The organism is Cronbergia sp. UHCC 0137 (assembly GCF_034932285.1).
In the GTDB taxonomy this organism is placed as follows: Bacteria; Cyanobacteriota; Cyanobacteriia; order Cyanobacteriales; family Nostocaceae; genus Cronbergia.
Genome location: NZ_JAYGHC010000017.1, coordinates 70,763 through 85,813, shown reverse-complemented (window position 1 = coordinate 85,813; position 15,051 = coordinate 70,763). Strand labels below are relative to the sequence as shown.

Genomic DNA, 15,051 nt, shown 5'->3' with positions numbered 1-15,051 from the left:
TTCTTTAATAAGTTCTCCTGTTTCTACCTTAGTTAAAACTCAAACGAAATTGACCCTATTACTGTCAATGGTGCGCCGGGAATAACAGTGTTTCTGCCAAAATTAAATGATTCAATATACCTGACACCAAACAAATTTTCGATATTGATAGCAGCCTTCCAATTATCTCGTTTGTAATAAATTGCCGCATCAGTTCTGAGATAGCTAGGTATAGTGAAACCATTGTCAAAATCAGGGGTGGGGAGATCACCACCTGGTCTTTCTGCAAGATAAAACAATCCCAAACCAAAGCCCAAGCCTTGCAAATTTCCCTGAAGAAATTGATAAGTAGTCCACAAACTAACTTTGTGTTCAGGTACTTTGGGTATTTTAGAACCAACTATTAAATCATTGCTTTTAGTAACTTGGGCATCTGTATAACCATAAGCAGCAATGATATTCCATCCAGGCAAAATTTCACCGGTAATATCTAGTTCAATACCCCGGCTTCTTTGTTCTCCAACGGGAATGCTAAAGCCATCAGGGTCATTTGGATCTGGTGTAGCAATATTGGTTTTAGTAATTTCATAAGCTGCTAAAGTAGCTGAAATTTTGTCATTAAAATCGGCTTTAACGCCAACTTCATATTGAGTTCCCCGTTCAGGTTCTAAAAATGTGCCGTCAGCACGCTGGGCAAAATTTGGTGCAAAGGAACGGCTATAACTTGCATATAGTGAAATCGGTTTAATTGGCTGATACACAATTCCTATTCTGGGTGTGAAGGCTTCATCATATTGGACAGTACGAGTATCTGAAAGCCTATCAAACTGATCTTGATCAACAATGTCAAAACGACCGCCTAACAGCAATTTTAACTTGTCTGAAAATGCTATTTGGTCTTGTAAATAAATACCTATTGTGTCCACTGTGGACTTACCATCTCGAACTGCATTTGTAAGTTCAGAAAGAGCAGGTCTAGGAATAACGTTGTAAACCGGGTTGAAAATGTTGATAGATGGAGTTAGTCCTCCAGGTAGTCGCCTTTGTGTACCATCGCTATTTTGTCGAGCGAGATCCAATCCAAATAAGAGTGTATGTTGAATTGAACCTGTCTTAAACTTACTAACAAGGTCTGTTTGTAGAGAATACCTTTCAGCGTAGTCATCGTTAGAGCGAAAGTTGCGTGATAATTCACCAGTTTCTTCGTCTACAGATAGAGGCTGGGCGCGGTAATCGAAGGTATCGTTTGAATTGTAGCGAAAGGCGTTGCGGAGTGTTAGGTTTTCATTAAAACGATGCTCTAGGCGATAACCAACATTGACATCTTCTACTCTGCGGATATCTCCTGGTTCACCTAGAAATCTGCTAGTGGGAACATCAGCAATTCCCCTTCCAATAGCAACGATACCTTGATCCATTGTGCGTTCGTCATTCACATAACTGACATCAAACAATAGGTTGGTATTCTCACCAAGCTTCAACTCAAACGTGGGACCAAAAAAGAATCGCTCACTCTTACCAAAATCCCGAAAACTACCAGAATTTTCATAAGCAACATTTAGTCTATACAGTAATGTTTTGTCTGGGTCGAGAGTCCCAGATAAATCAATAGTAGGACGATAGTAATTGAAGCTACCTACAGAGAAATCAGCCGCATAATAGGGTGTACTCAGAGGTCTTTTAGTGACTAAATTAATGATTCCTCCCGGTTCAGCATTTCCATACAACACAGAAGCTGGCCCTTTAATAACTTCTATCTGCTCAATATTGGCAAGTTCTCGCAGGTTATCCCCAGTGTCTCTAAAACCATCTCGGAAAGTAGAAGTAAAATCAAAGCCTCTAATGTTGAAGTTGTCAACTGTCCCACCAAAAGTATCGCCCTCTACAATACCGCTTACGTTACGAATTGCGTCTGTCAGGCGAATAACTTTTTGGTCTTCTAAAACTTGTCTAGGGATTACCTGAATCGATTGGGGAATATCACGAATTGGAGTATCGGTTCTAGTAGCTGCTGATGCTTCTGGTACACGATATCTATTCTGCTCACCTGTAACTACCAGTTCAATCGGTGTTTCACCCTGTGCAGATGGTTCTTCTGGCTGAGTTTCAGTGCTGGGTTGTGGTTCTACTGGCGTGGGTTGTGTCTGTGGTGTTTGTGTCGTCGTCACAGTTGGCACAACCCCAAACACCAAACCTTCATCACTATCAAATAACTCAACTTGTGGCGCAGCAGTTTCACCTGTCACTGTCACGCGAACAGTATTTGCATCTAAATTTGTGACTGTAACTTCAGTTATTCCCCCAGTCGGTTTTTCTTGGCGGAATGTATCTCCAGTAGATAAGCGTAACTGAGCATTGGGAATGTCAATAATATAGCTATTCCCTTCACTTTTATTTGTGAGTTGGAGTTTATTTGATTGATTAGTTTCTAAAATTACCTCTATCCCTGTGTCTGTTGTTTGGGATTTGACACCTGTAATTTGAATGAGGGATTGAGCCAGCCATTGTTTAATATTGGTAGCGGGTTTTTCGATCTCATTTAATTGAGAAATTTTAGAGATTGGTTTTTGGTTATTTTCAGCTAAAACAGGTAAATTTACACAGACTAAAGCTAAACCTGTTATCCAAGCTAGTTTTTGCAATTGATTTAACATCACTCTACACACCACAAAAGTAAGGAACTAGAAGATTGGCAACTGTAATAATAAATCTCAGTACCAATCTAGACTCATGTATTTAATTAATAATTACTAGCAACAAGATTACAGGAAAGTTCTGAGGTATGGGTGAATACTATGATCACTAGCCGGAGTTTTTGCGATCGCTAGACGGAGTTTTTAGATTTTTGTCGTTTTTCGTTGAGAAAAATTCCCGGATTTACGCCAAATTTACGCCGGAAAGAAGCCGCGAAATAGCCTCTATTGGCAAATCCTACGGCTTTCGCTGTTTCCGTTACGCTGAGTTTACCCCCTGCTAACATTTGGCGCGATCGCTCCATGCGACAATCATGGAGGTAGCCAAACACTGTTGTCTCAAATACCTGCTTAAATCCCACTTTCAACTTATTGTCATTAATTCCCACCATCCGCGCCAATTCCATCAACGAAGGTGGCTGATCTAACTGCGCTAACAAAATTTCACTCGCGTAATGAATGCGCTCAATATCTTCTGCATTTAAAGTTTTACTATTTATCTCTACTGTTTGACTTTCCAAAAATTGATCGACCTGAAGCACCATCAATTCCCAAACTTTGCTTTCCAAATATACCCGTTTTGTGTTTCCCTGATACGGACAACCTAACAGTTGTTGTAGTGCCATTTGCATCGCAGAGGTGGTTTTTCCGTAACGCTCATAATATTTTTGATCTGGCTTACGGATTAATGGTTGCAAGTTTTTTGGTAGTTCTCCCTTGTATCCAAACCACTGGCAAAATAATTCAGGTTGTACATGAACACTCACCCAAGCAGTGGGTAACATTGGTGAATGTTCTAAACTTCCCCCTGGTGCTAAACCGCTACCAAAAAATCCATAAGTTCCAGCCTTTAAACCTGAAATCTCAAAAGTGTACTCAACCAAATGTTCTCTCTCAGAGGATCTTGTAATTATCTCATCATGCAATTGATACTTAGTGATATCTAAATCTAATCCTGTCCGTAAATTAATACACCGACTGTAACCGTTTCCCAATTTAACAGGATACTGATAAGTTACATCAAATTCATCAGCAGAATCAGGTGTGAGTTGATTCTCTTCACTTTCATAGATGAGTTCCCAGTAAGCGGATTGAGAGAGGGTAAGAGTCATAGGATGATTAGGTGCTGACAATTTTACTGTCAGCAACTGATAAGTTTAATAGAAATTATTATCAACTATTAAACCATAAATAGGGTTTGCTGAAAAAGTTAGGAATATGAATTAAATAAAGTGCAAAAGTAGGGTGTGTTACCGACAGCGTAACGCACCATTCCAGGTTAAATCAGAATTGCAGGTTATTAAATTTGCGTTCCTTATCATCTGCATTTCTAGCTATAGGACTCCTAAGAGGGTGTTTGAAAAGTCTAAATTCATACTCGCCCTGGCGACTAGAAGTCGCGGCTATACAGACAAAACCCACCTCCGTGGGTTTCAAACCCTTAATCTTTCCTTAGTCCACGCAGGTGGACTTGGCTTGTGTAGTAGCGTACCCTACGGGAAGCAAGCTACGCGGTAGCGTGCCTGAGGCATCTTTATAATCGCCGGAAACTTTTCAAACATCCTCTAAATGATTTCTAAATAAATCTAAGTATTGTAGGGTGGGCATTGCCCACCAAAACCCGCAGATTTTCGGCAATGTCCAACCTACGTGTATATTCAAAACTCAAATAGGAGTCCTATATTTATTAAGAACTCAATTGCTCTAAAATTGCTAAAACCTCACGTTCAAAGGCAACTTGGGCGCGATTAGTCTTACCACCAATATAGAGAATATCGCCCTTTTGTAAAGCCCATATTTGGGAATGGGAAAAATAACTCATTACCACACCCAACATCAACAAGGCAAAACCAAGATAAACAACAGGAATACCAGGATCAAATTTAATCTGTAAACCTGTGCTACCAACTACATCAAGAATCTTTAAATTAATCCCATTAACGGGGATAGAACTTCCCGCCCGAACAGTATTAATTAATTTGCCTTTAGCATCATAAATTAACACCATTCCTTGTAAATCTTTAGCCAGTAGAGATACACCTTCGCTTAAATCTGGTTTTGTTGGCACCCAAGTTCCCCAAATTCTCCCCCTACCTTGGGTATCTAATTGCGCCATTGGTAATTGAAAAATGGGACTATTATTAAACTTGATGCGAACCCCAGAAATTCCCCAATCAGTTTGATAAAAAACCACACCATGATAGCGTAGAGGCTGATTTACAAAAATCTTTTGATGATCAACTTCCTGTCCTTCTTGATCTAACACCGACATATCTGAATAAAACTGATCAATTCCCCCTTTAGGAGTGTAGTCAATCCAAAATCGATTAACTCGCACAGACCAATCTTTCAGAACATCTTGAGATGACCAAGGACCAGCATCAATAATATTTTTGACCTGAAATGTATCACCACTAGAAATCATTTCTTGAGCCATAAATCCGGTCATTGCCCCCCAAATTCCCCCTAAGAGAATCATGACAATGCCAATATGTACAATAATCGGTCCAATACGTCCAATTATGCCTTTACGGGCATAGAGAAGATCATCCTTTTCTTGAAATATTTTATAACTTTGCTTCTCTAAAATGGGCGTGAGTGACTGCAAAGAACCTGTATCTAGTTCTGCACTCAAAGCTAACTTATTAAATTGTTTGGGTTCTTCAAAATATTTCCAGCGTTGGGCAGCTTTTAGGGCTGGTAGTTGACGGGTAAAGGTACAAGCTGTTAAGCTAGTTCCAAATAAAACTAATAAACCTAAAAACCACCAAGTTCGATATACATGATCTAACCCAACTACTTGAATTACTTTCCAACTTAGAAAACCAAATAAAGCGGGATGTTCAGGATAGTTGGATTGGTAAAATGCAGGTGATTGACCTTGTTCTATGACAGTACCACTAACACTAAATAGGGCAATTACTAATAACAAAATAATTGCTAAACGTAAATCGGTTAATACGGGCAAAATTTCCCGTCGAAGAAATCGCCCTGGTATTAACCACCAATTTATATCTTTGGATGTTGTATTATCTAAAGTCATGCCTAGAAATTACCAATAGGAATACGAGAAAGTAAGGAAAAAACACCAAATCCTACTAATAATGCACCGCTAACTGGATTAATCCAACCAGACCAACGGCGTAATTCTAATAGTTTTTTAATTGAGGCGGTAAATGTACCTGCTAAAATTAAGGGTGTTACATATCCGGCTGTATAGGAAAGTAGTAAAACAGCGCCTAAAATTAAATCTTGTTTATTAGCAACCCAGCCTAATAAGGTGACTAAAACTGGTGTGCTACAGGGGGAAGCGACTAAACCAAAAGTTAAACCAATGGCGTAAGAACGGACTCCTGGTGATAAATCTGGAGAAATCCAATTAGTTTCTCCTAAAGAAGGAAATTGCAGGGGTAAGGCTTCTAACAAGTTTAACCCCATAATAATGGCGATAATGCTGACAATAATTGGTAAACCAATTCCGATTTGTCCGTAGACTTTTCCTACTAAACCTGCTATAATTCCCATCCCTGCTAAGGTGGTGGCTAATCCTAATGCAAACCAAGTTGATTGGGCTGCTGCTTGGAGACGGCTTTTTGCTTCGTAACCGCCGATATAGCCGATGGTAATGGGCAACATGGAGAGCATACAAGGGGTGAGGCTGGTTAGTAGGCCAGCAGCGAAAATAATGGCAATGCTGACGATGCTAAGGTGGGTGAGTTGGTTAGTTACAAGGCTGTTGGCGAATTGTTCGAGTTGGTAAAGTTGGGTTTGCAGAGTCTCTAGCATGGGTATGTTTGCCTGGAAAATCCTTACTCTGCTTGAATTTTAACTTATTTTTGGGTGAGAGCGATCGCTATTAACGTAAGTTGCTTTTTTAGTGGAACAAGGTGCGTAAGAAACTTAAAATTAGTGATTTTAGCCTAAATTATTCTGTCTGACGCACCCTACAGACTGAAAACCCCTGTAGAGACGTTCCATGTCGCTATTATTCCAACAACTACCCTACGTCTGCGGCCACCGCCAATTATAGCGATTCCATTCATAAATGGCTTGGATTTCATACTCAGCACCATTGTAAAAGCGGATTAAACAATTGGTACAGTGATCTATTTCTTCTACCTTAATCACCATGCAGGGAACCCATTCTTTCTGGCAGGGTCCATCATCTTGTACCCATTCCCAAAGACCATTAGAAACCTCTATGCGATCGCCCACACGAATCTTTACAAATTCTTCAAAATTACAATACTTATCAAAATGGTATGATTCAACCCGATTTAACCACTGTAAACCATACCTCTGACGGATAAATTGTACCTGTCCAGAATCTTGTTCTAATAACCAGTCGTTGAGTAATTGCACTTTCCAATTTGGTTCTACTACCTTGACAAACCGTAAAAACGCCTCTAACTCCTCTGGTGCAAGATCATCTAAGGGATTAGCCGCATCAGATACCTTAGAGGTAGAATTTCCCTGAATTTGATTGATTACTTGCAGTAAGATTTGTTTCTGCATTTCGGTGAGAGGACAACTAGCTACATCACAACTATTAAAGGCTGCTTGCAAAGCTGCTTGTATCTCATCAGTCGTCATAGGTTAATAGTAATTGAGAATTTATACTCTTCAATTATTACAAACCTGAAAATTAATTTCTTCTATACCTAACCTTAAAATTTAGGTTGTCCAGGGTGAAAATTTGCGTATACTTGATGATAAAGTTACGGTGTGTTTTATGCGGCAGCGATCGCTCACGCTCATCTTCATTTCTGGACTAATTGGCTTACTTTCCTGGGTTTTTACTCCCTTGGCTGTAGCTATAACCCAGATTCAACTCTCGGACATTTCCTATAAAGACTGTCCACCAGAACTAGCCCAAGGTACTGTTATTAGTAGCGGTTCGACTTTTGCTAATTGTTTTATTGTCACGGGTAAAGCCAACAACAGCACTTATAAAACAGTTTACGATGCCGATATTTTTGGGCGCATTTATGATGCCAATAATGACCCAATTTTGCAAAATCGTACCCGTCTCGGTTCTATCCCAGAAATACCCCCAGGGGTTAGTAATTTTGAATTGAGAATTTCTGTACCTGCAAATCAACCCACTCCGTTGAAGCTCAAGCAGTTTAAAGCTGCCGGGTTTAGCGGTAAAGTTCGCAGATAATTACAAAAAAAGGTAACAGGTAACAGGAAAAAAACATTATTTCTCTTTTTCCGCCTCCCCTGCTTCCCCTACTTTCCCTACTTCCCCTGCCCCCTGCCCCCTGCCCCCTGCCTTAAATAGGGAAAGATCCCCGACTTCTCAAAGAAATTGGGGATCTTGGTATGTCAGAGTTATTTAAAAGCTTGCAGACTATTTCCGATAAATTGAAGCAGTAGAATCGCTATCATAGGAGAGAAATCCATTCCCCCCAGTGGAGGAATAATTGAGCGAAAAAGATTGAGATAGGGGTCGGTAATTTGGCTTAAAGCTGCAAAGGGTTGGCTATACCAGTTAACTGTGGGAAACCAGGTCAATAATACCCTAGCGATTAGCAATAAGGTGTAAAGAGTAACGAAGGTGGCTAGTGTTGTAATTAGTAAGGTCATGGAAGGTTTGAGTTCCTGTTAATTGTTTAATGGGATTCTAAGATTAATTTTAATTGAACTGGTTGTATTGGCCTCTGTTTATTGTTGCTACTGCATCTAAAATACAACTGTTTAGGAGTCTTGAGAAAGGGAACGCTCACTACCAGCAGATGATTGTGAACTGCCATTGACATTTCCCAACTGGTTTCGCACATCATCAATTGTGGCATTCAATTGGGCAATTTTATCTTCAAGCGATCGCCGTGCCGTTTCCATTTCCATTCCCTCACTAGCAGAAGCTTTCATTTGTCGTCTTCTAGCGGCTTTTTTACCTTCTACAGAGTTATCAGTTACTTCTGTTTCTTCTTCCGTTAACATGGCATCCCGTCGGGAAACAATGGCTGCACCCAACACACCACCCACTAAGCTACCAACAACAGCCCCAAGGAAAAAACCACTAGCAAAACCATCTTGTTGACTCATATCTAATCCATCTCCCAAAAACCTGCAATTCCAGCTAAGTTCCAAAAGTGCGATCGCCCGCATCTCCCAAGCCCGGTACAATAAATCCAATCTCGTTTACAGTTTTGTCAATAGTCGCCGTGTAAACCGTTAAACCAGGGTAAGCAGCATTCAACTGACCTAATGCTGGTGGTGCTGCTACCACACAAACAATCCTAGTTAAAGCCGGATCAACACCCCTCTGTGTTAATTCTGCCATTGCCTTCATTATAGATCCTCCCGTTGCCAACATCGGATCAGTAATTAACACTCGTGTTTGGGGGTCAAATTTTTCTGGTAATTTATTCAAATAACAAGATGCTTCTAGGGTCTTTTCATCTCGCACCAAGCCCAAATGATAAATTGATGCCAAAGGCAACAAAGTTTGCGCTCCCTCTAATAAGCCTAACCCAGCCCGCAAAATCGGCACAACTGCCACTGGGATTTGGGTATCAATGACTGTCCCTTCACATATCTCTAATGGAGTCTGAACGGTGGTTTCTTGGGTGGGTAGCCAATCCCGTGCGGCTTCATAAGTCAGCCATCTCCCCAATTCAGTCATAGCCGAACGGAATAAAACCGAAGGTGTAGCCGCATCACGAGCTACTGCTAACCAGTGCTTGATTAACGGATGAGGTGGTACATAAACAAGCAATTTTTGCGTCATAGCCAGTAAGGAGCAGCAGTTGATTAATTTAAGGACTCAAACAAGATCATACTCCTTCCCGTCTCCCCGATCTGAAAAATTTACCAAAAACCAGATCACCTCACAGGGAAAAATGTCTATTGAAAAAATTATCAATTTATCCTTTCTAAAAAAATGGGTCGCCCGGGATTCGAACCCGGAACTAATCGGTTAAAAGCCGAGTACTCTACCGTTGAGTTAGCGACCCTTTCGCTGCGTTTTGCAACTTTCCCATTGTACACTCAAGAGCATGGGTTTTGTCAAGGGGTATTTAAAAAAAGTTTGCTGTCAAGCTGATAGATGTTGTACAACTTGCCCCTGGCGCTAACACAGTTAGGTTATCCCCTGTGTTGAAAGCGTTACGGGTGGCTGTCCAAGGTTCTAGACAGTAGAAATCTTTGCCTTTAACAGTCCAAAATACCAGCCAGGTAAACATATCATCATAATCGACGGTGAGTTTTAGCTTGCGGCTATTATCTACCACAGCAGCAGAACGACTGGTTAACCCACCAAAGGCAAAGTCAATTTCATCTTGATCAAAGTCAAATTTGCCATTAAACGAGTGAAATTCCTTGGTTTTATTATCTTGATACTGTCCAGAAGGAATTTCTACCTCTAGCTGATTTTTATCACCACAAAGAAAATAGGGATGGAAACCAGCCGAAAAGGGCATTGGTGTTGATGACAGGTTTTTATATTCTTGACGCACTACTAAGGTATTGCCTTGGAGTTCGTAAGTAAACGCCAGTTGAAAGTCAAAAGGATAAACTTCTTTTGTTTGGTCGTTGCTGTTAAGAACAATGGTGATACTAGCTTTTTCTTGATTAGCATCTAGAGTAGTTGCTTGCCAAGGTAACTCACGGGCAAAACCGTGTTGTTTGATAGTATACGGTTGTCCGTTGACGGTGTAAGTGTTATCTGGCAAATTGCCGCAAAGGGGAAATAAAATTGGATTTCCACCTCTGACGCTCAAATCAGGGTGGGTAAAGCGTTCACTGTCTAAATAAAATACTTCTTGCCCTTGGATACGCCAATGGGTAATAATTCCGCCCCTTTCTGGTACAACTTCCACTTGGGAATCGGTGGTGTTATCAGTAAGGATGTAGGTTTTATATTGTCGCTGTTCTTGGTTAATAGTAAACAAAGTTTTTTCCTGGGGATTGGGGATTGGGGATTGGGGATTGGGGATTGGGGATTGGTGATTGGTGATTGGATGATTTACATAATCATTAAATCCGTGTCATCCGTGTAATCCATTAAATCCGCGATCGTGATGGTGCGTCAGATGTTAAATTTCTCTTGATTGTTCATGAATTTTCGAGTCTGACGCACCCTACAGATTACTACAGATTACTACTACAAAACATTCTTACCAATTACCCATCACCAATCACCCATTATTCATCTTCTGCAAACACAAAGCGATATAATTCGCTGGGGTCTGGTTCGGGGCTGCTTTCGGCAAATTTTACTGCTTCGTCGATAATACCCTGAATCTTCTTCTCGATCGCTTTTAATTCTGCTTCGTCTGCTAGATTTTTTTCCAGCAAATAAGCAGCTAATTTTTTAATGGGGTCACGCGCAAACCAAAACTCTTTTTCTTCTTTGCTTCTGAGTTCATCTGGGTCTGCTAGAGAGTGACCACGGAAACGATAGGTCATAGCTTCGATTAGGGTGGGTCCTTCACCTGCACGAGCGCGGGCTACGGCTTCTTGTGCTACTTGCCGCACTGCTAAAATATCCATACCGTCTACTTCTACACCCACCATGTTAAACACGCTGGCTTTTTTGTAGATTTCTGGTTGGGATGTTGCCCGTTCGTGAGCCATACCAATTGCCCACTTATTATTTTCTACCACAAATAAAATTGGCAGTTTCCATAAGGCTGCCATATTCAATGTCTCGAAAAATTGGCCGTTGTTAGCTGCACCGTCACCAAAAAAACAAGCTGTTACTTGGTCGGCGTTTTTGTCTCCTAAGACTTCACGACGGTACTTGGTTTGAAAAGCTGCACCAGAAGCTACAGGAATACCTTCAGCGACGAAAGCATAACCACCAAGTAGGCGGTGTTCAGCAGAAAACATATGCATAGAACCACCGCGCCCTTTGCTGCAACCTGTGGCTTTACCAAATAGTTCTGCCATTACCTCTCTTGCTGGCACTCCGGCACTTAAAGCATGAACGTGGTCGCGGTAGGTGCTGGAAACGAAGTCTTCACCAGGTCGCATTGCTCCTTTGATGATGCCGCTAGAAACGGCTTCTTGTCCGTTGTACAGGTGGACAAATCCGAACATTTTGCCTCTGTAGTACATTTCGGCGCATTTATCTTCAAAGAAGCGCCCCAGTGTCATATCTTCGTATAATCCTAACCCTTCTTCTTTGGTAATTTGGACTGTGGCAACATCAAAGATGGGTAACGTGCGTTCTTGAGCCATTATTCTGAAGTATTCCTGTAGTATAAGTTAAGGTTAAAGTTTATTCAGTAGTGAGTAGTCACCCAAAATCATATTTTATTGTATGTTGCTCAAGGCAAAACTTAATTCCTAGAGTTTGTCTCTAGTAGACCTCTTGTATGGTAACAATCAAATGGCTGTTCTTCTGCATAGCTGTGAACAATTTAGAAAGAATACGGCAGGGGGCAGGGGGCAGGGAGCAGGGGGCAGGGAAGGGAGCAGGGAAGGGAGCAGGGAAGGGAGCAGGGAAGGGAGCAGGAGAAAAACTGGCTTTGTATAGGTTTCAATTTAAATTCTGTATCTTATTGATCTGCAAGCTGCTGTCAGGACATTCCTTGGTTTCTATAATAAGCCTAAGTGCTGACTTCTGACTCCTGACTCCTGACTTCTGACTCCTGACTCCTGACTCCTGACTCCTGACTCCTAGCCCTAATGAAAAGACTTTTTCATCAAACCCTATATAATTGTTATTCAAGTCTGATTATGATATATTTTTTTTCTGGTTATCAGGATTAGCTAGTGTTAGCGGTGTTTCTCTGACTACATACTTGGGAAAATCCAAGACAGAGAATATCTATTAGGATCATAAATAATGTAACGTCTTTAGCAATACCAAAAGAAGTCCTGACGTTTGGTTATGTTGGGGGTTAATATTACAGTATTGATGTTGCAGCAAATATACTAAGAATTAGGGCAAAAAGCTGATACTATTTTCAGCGATCGCTAAGGTAACGCTAATCAGCAATACCTGTGCTTAATTAGTCCAAGCCAAAAAAATAATGCTGAAAATTTGAACTGTCAAGTCTCAAAAAAGCATGAAAAAACCAGTGGCAATATACACTTGTAGTGTAAGTTTGACCGGATATGGTTATGGCACAGGCTAAAAAAGTAAAAGAAACATACCTGGTATTCTCTAGGTGAATTATGTCGATATCTACGAGATGCTACGCGAACACGGTGCAGGGGAAGTAGGCTGTGCGAATTCCGCTAGATTACTACCGAATTTTAGGATTACCGTTAGCGGCAAGTGATGAACAATTGCGACAGGCATACAGCGATCGCATTGTACAACTACCGCGACGTGAATATTCGATAGCAGCAATATCTTCTCGTAAACAACTTATAGAAGAAGCTTACGTGGTTTTATCAGACTCTAAACAACGCAGTACCTACGACCAACTTTATCTAGCTCATGCCTATGCTCCTGATAGAGCAGAAAACCAAACCGATAATAATCAGGAACAAGATGCCCAAGGTCTGAGCATCGAAATCACTGCTGATGAATTGATTGGTTCTATGTTAATTCTCCAAGAATTAGGAGAATATGAACTGGTTCTAAAACTCGGTCGTCCCTATTTAGTCAATAGAAATGCTGCCAGTAGCTCTAAAACAACCTATCATCCCACCAGTCAGGAATTATCAGAAAGTTCTGAACTACCAGATATTATCCTCACTGTCGCCCTAGCTTGTCTAGAACTAGGCCGGGAACAGTGGCAGCAAGGTCACTATGAAAATGCCGCTATATCCCTGGAAACTGGTGAACAATTACTATTACGGGAGCGTCTATTCCCCAATGTACAGGCAGAAATTACTTTGGATCTGTATAAATTACGTCCATATCGAATTTTAGAATTACTAGCATTACCTTTAGAAAAAACTGCTGAACGTCGCCAAGGACTGAAGTTATTACAGAATATTTTAGAAGACCGTGGCGGCATTGATGGTGCTAGAAATGATCAATCCGGTTTAAATATAGATGACTTTTTACGATTTATTCAGCAATTACGAAACCACCTAACAGTGACAGAACAGCACAAAATATTTGAAGTTGAAAGCAAGCGGCCTTCTGCGGTTGGTACATATTTAACTGTTTATGCTTTGATAGCCAGGGGTTTTACCCAACGCCAACCTGCTTTAATTCGTCAAGCCAAGCTGATGCTCATCCCTTTAGCCAAACGTCAAGATGTTCATCTAGAACAATCTTTGTGCGCTTTACTACTGGGGCAAACGGAAGAAGCAACTCGTGTTTTGGAACTCAGTCAGGAATATGAAGCTTTGGCGATTATTCGGGAAAAATCTAAAGATTCGCCAGATTTATTGCCAGGATTGTGTTTATACAGTGAACAATGGTTACAAAAAGAAGTATTTCCCCACTTTCGTGACTTGGCCAAACAGCAAGCTTCTTTAAAGGTTTATTTTGCTGACTCAAAGGTACAAGCTTATTTAGAGGCTTTACCAAATGATGCTCAAGCAACTAATGAATGGGCTGTAGTTAACCACCAATCTTTTCCTGAGCCACAAACTAACCATATCCCAGAGGTAGATCAGGAATCTGAGTATTCCCATTTTTCTTCATCTGCACCTGTATATGGTAGCGGTCAAGCACCAGAATTGTTTACACCACAGCCTCCTACACCAGCCCCTGAAGCGAAAAACGACCAAAAACACGTCAATAATGATGCTAGGGTATCACCACCAGTTCCCCCTCATGGCAAGCGACGCAAGCGGCGTAAATTGCCGGATAGAGGGCATGGTCAGCCTATTTTCGCTAATACCCTAGAAGCAAAAACCAGATTAGTTTGGACTGTGTTTGCTTCTTTAGTTGGTTTATTAGTGTTTGGCCTGTTGGTTTCCACAACTTTCGGGTTGGTCAAGAACCTCCTGTTCCCTAGAGTATCTGTGCTGGGAGTACCATTAGCTATAGAACTAAATCAACCACCTGTAGTTATTCCTGATCCTACTACTCAAGAGCGATCGCTAGAAGGTCCACTGACAAATGATACAGCAGAACAAGTCATCCAAAATTGGCTATCTACAAAAGCCGCAGCTTTGGGACCAAATCATGAAATAGGTAATTTGGATCAGATTTTAACAGGTTCAGCTTTATCTCAATGGCGACTAATTATTCAGCAGGATATAGCAGACAACCGTTATCGTCGGTACGTCCATAACTTGAAGGTGGAACTTGTCAATAATGTGGGAATTAGTCAAAATCATGCTGTAGTTGAAGCTCAAGTTAACGAAGTGACCGATTTCTATGAATCAAGCCAGAAGAAAACCTCTACCCAGGAAAATTTACTTGTTAGGTATAATCTAATTCGTACAAAAGATGGGTGGAGGATTCATAATATGTCAGTTGTTAATAATAGGTAATGGGTAATGGGTAATGGGT

General features: G+C 40.9%; 12 protein-coding genes and 1 tRNA gene. 2 read left to right on the top strand and 11 right to left on the bottom strand.

Going from position 1 to position 15,051, the window contains the following annotated elements:
• Positions 1-32: 32 nt before the first annotated feature.
• The 5 genes from VB711_RS10860 to VB711_RS10840 form a co-directional block, all read right to left on the bottom strand.
• Positions 33-2,633: a TonB-dependent siderophore receptor gene (locus VB711_RS10860; protein WP_323285974.1), complete on the bottom strand. Its 2,601-nt coding sequence runs from the start codon at positions 2,631-2,633 to the stop codon at positions 33-35.
• 170 nt (positions 2,634-2,803) lie between these two features.
• Positions 2,804-3,784, bottom strand: a complete 981-nt coding sequence (locus VB711_RS10855) for an AraC family transcriptional regulator (protein ID WP_323285973.1) — start codon at positions 3,782-3,784, stop codon at positions 2,804-2,806.
• Positions 3,785-4,359: 575 nt separating this feature from the next.
• Positions 4,360-5,715, bottom strand: a complete 1,356-nt coding sequence (locus VB711_RS10850; protein WP_323285971.1) for a cytochrome c biogenesis protein — start codon at positions 5,713-5,715, stop codon at positions 4,360-4,362.
• A 2-nt stretch (positions 5,716-5,717) separates the two neighbouring features.
• Positions 5,718-6,458: a cytochrome c biogenesis protein CcdA gene (locus VB711_RS10845; protein ID WP_323285970.1), complete on the bottom strand. Its 741-nt coding sequence runs from the start codon at positions 6,456-6,458 to the stop codon at positions 5,718-5,720.
• A 216-nt stretch (positions 6,459-6,674) separates the two neighbouring features.
• A complete protein-coding gene (locus tag VB711_RS10840) occupies positions 6,675-7,265 on the bottom strand; it encodes a hypothetical protein (RefSeq protein WP_323285969.1) in 591 nt (196 codons plus the stop codon).
• A 139-nt stretch (positions 7,266-7,404) separates the two neighbouring features.
• Here VB711_RS10840 and VB711_RS10835 point away from each other — a divergent pair, with 139 nt between their 5' ends.
• Complete coding sequence (locus VB711_RS10835) at positions 7,405-7,836, top strand: biotin carboxylase (RefSeq protein ID WP_323286010.1); 432 nt, start codon at positions 7,405-7,407, stop codon at positions 7,834-7,836.
• A 170-nt stretch (positions 7,837-8,006) separates the two neighbouring features.
• Here VB711_RS10835 and VB711_RS10830 read toward each other — a convergent pair whose 3' ends face one another.
• The 6 genes from VB711_RS10830 to pdhA form a co-directional block, all read right to left on the bottom strand.
• Entirely contained in the window at positions 8,007-8,261 is a 255-nt protein-coding gene (locus VB711_RS10830) for a YggT family protein (protein WP_323285968.1), read from the bottom strand.
• A 111-nt stretch (positions 8,262-8,372) separates the two neighbouring features.
• Positions 8,373-8,723, bottom strand: a complete 351-nt coding sequence (locus VB711_RS10825; RefSeq protein WP_323285967.1) for a hypothetical protein — start codon at positions 8,721-8,723, stop codon at positions 8,373-8,375.
• A 34-nt stretch (positions 8,724-8,757) separates the two neighbouring features.
• Positions 8,758-9,408, bottom strand: coding sequence for a uracil phosphoribosyltransferase (gene upp / locus VB711_RS10820; protein ID WP_323285966.1), 651 nt, complete (start codon positions 9,406-9,408; stop codon positions 8,758-8,760).
• Positions 9,409-9,562: 154 nt separating this feature from the next.
• Positions 9,563-9,634 (bottom strand) — tRNA-Lys (locus VB711_RS10815).
• Positions 9,635-9,697: 63 nt separating this feature from the next.
• Complete coding sequence (locus tag VB711_RS10810) at positions 9,698-10,570, bottom strand: aldose epimerase (RefSeq protein WP_323285965.1); 873 nt, start codon at positions 10,568-10,570, stop codon at positions 9,698-9,700.
• 253 nt (positions 10,571-10,823) lie between these two features.
• Positions 10,824-11,861, bottom strand: coding sequence for a pyruvate dehydrogenase (acetyl-transferring) E1 component subunit alpha (gene pdhA / locus VB711_RS10805; RefSeq protein ID WP_323285964.1), 1,038 nt, complete (start codon positions 11,859-11,861; stop codon positions 10,824-10,826).
• Positions 11,862-12,854: 993 nt separating this feature from the next.
• Here pdhA and VB711_RS10800 point away from each other — a divergent pair.
• Positions 12,855-15,032, top strand: coding sequence for an IMS domain-containing protein (locus VB711_RS10800; RefSeq protein ID WP_323285963.1), 2,178 nt, complete (start codon positions 12,855-12,857; stop codon positions 15,030-15,032).
• Positions 15,033-15,051: the final 19 nt, after the last annotated feature.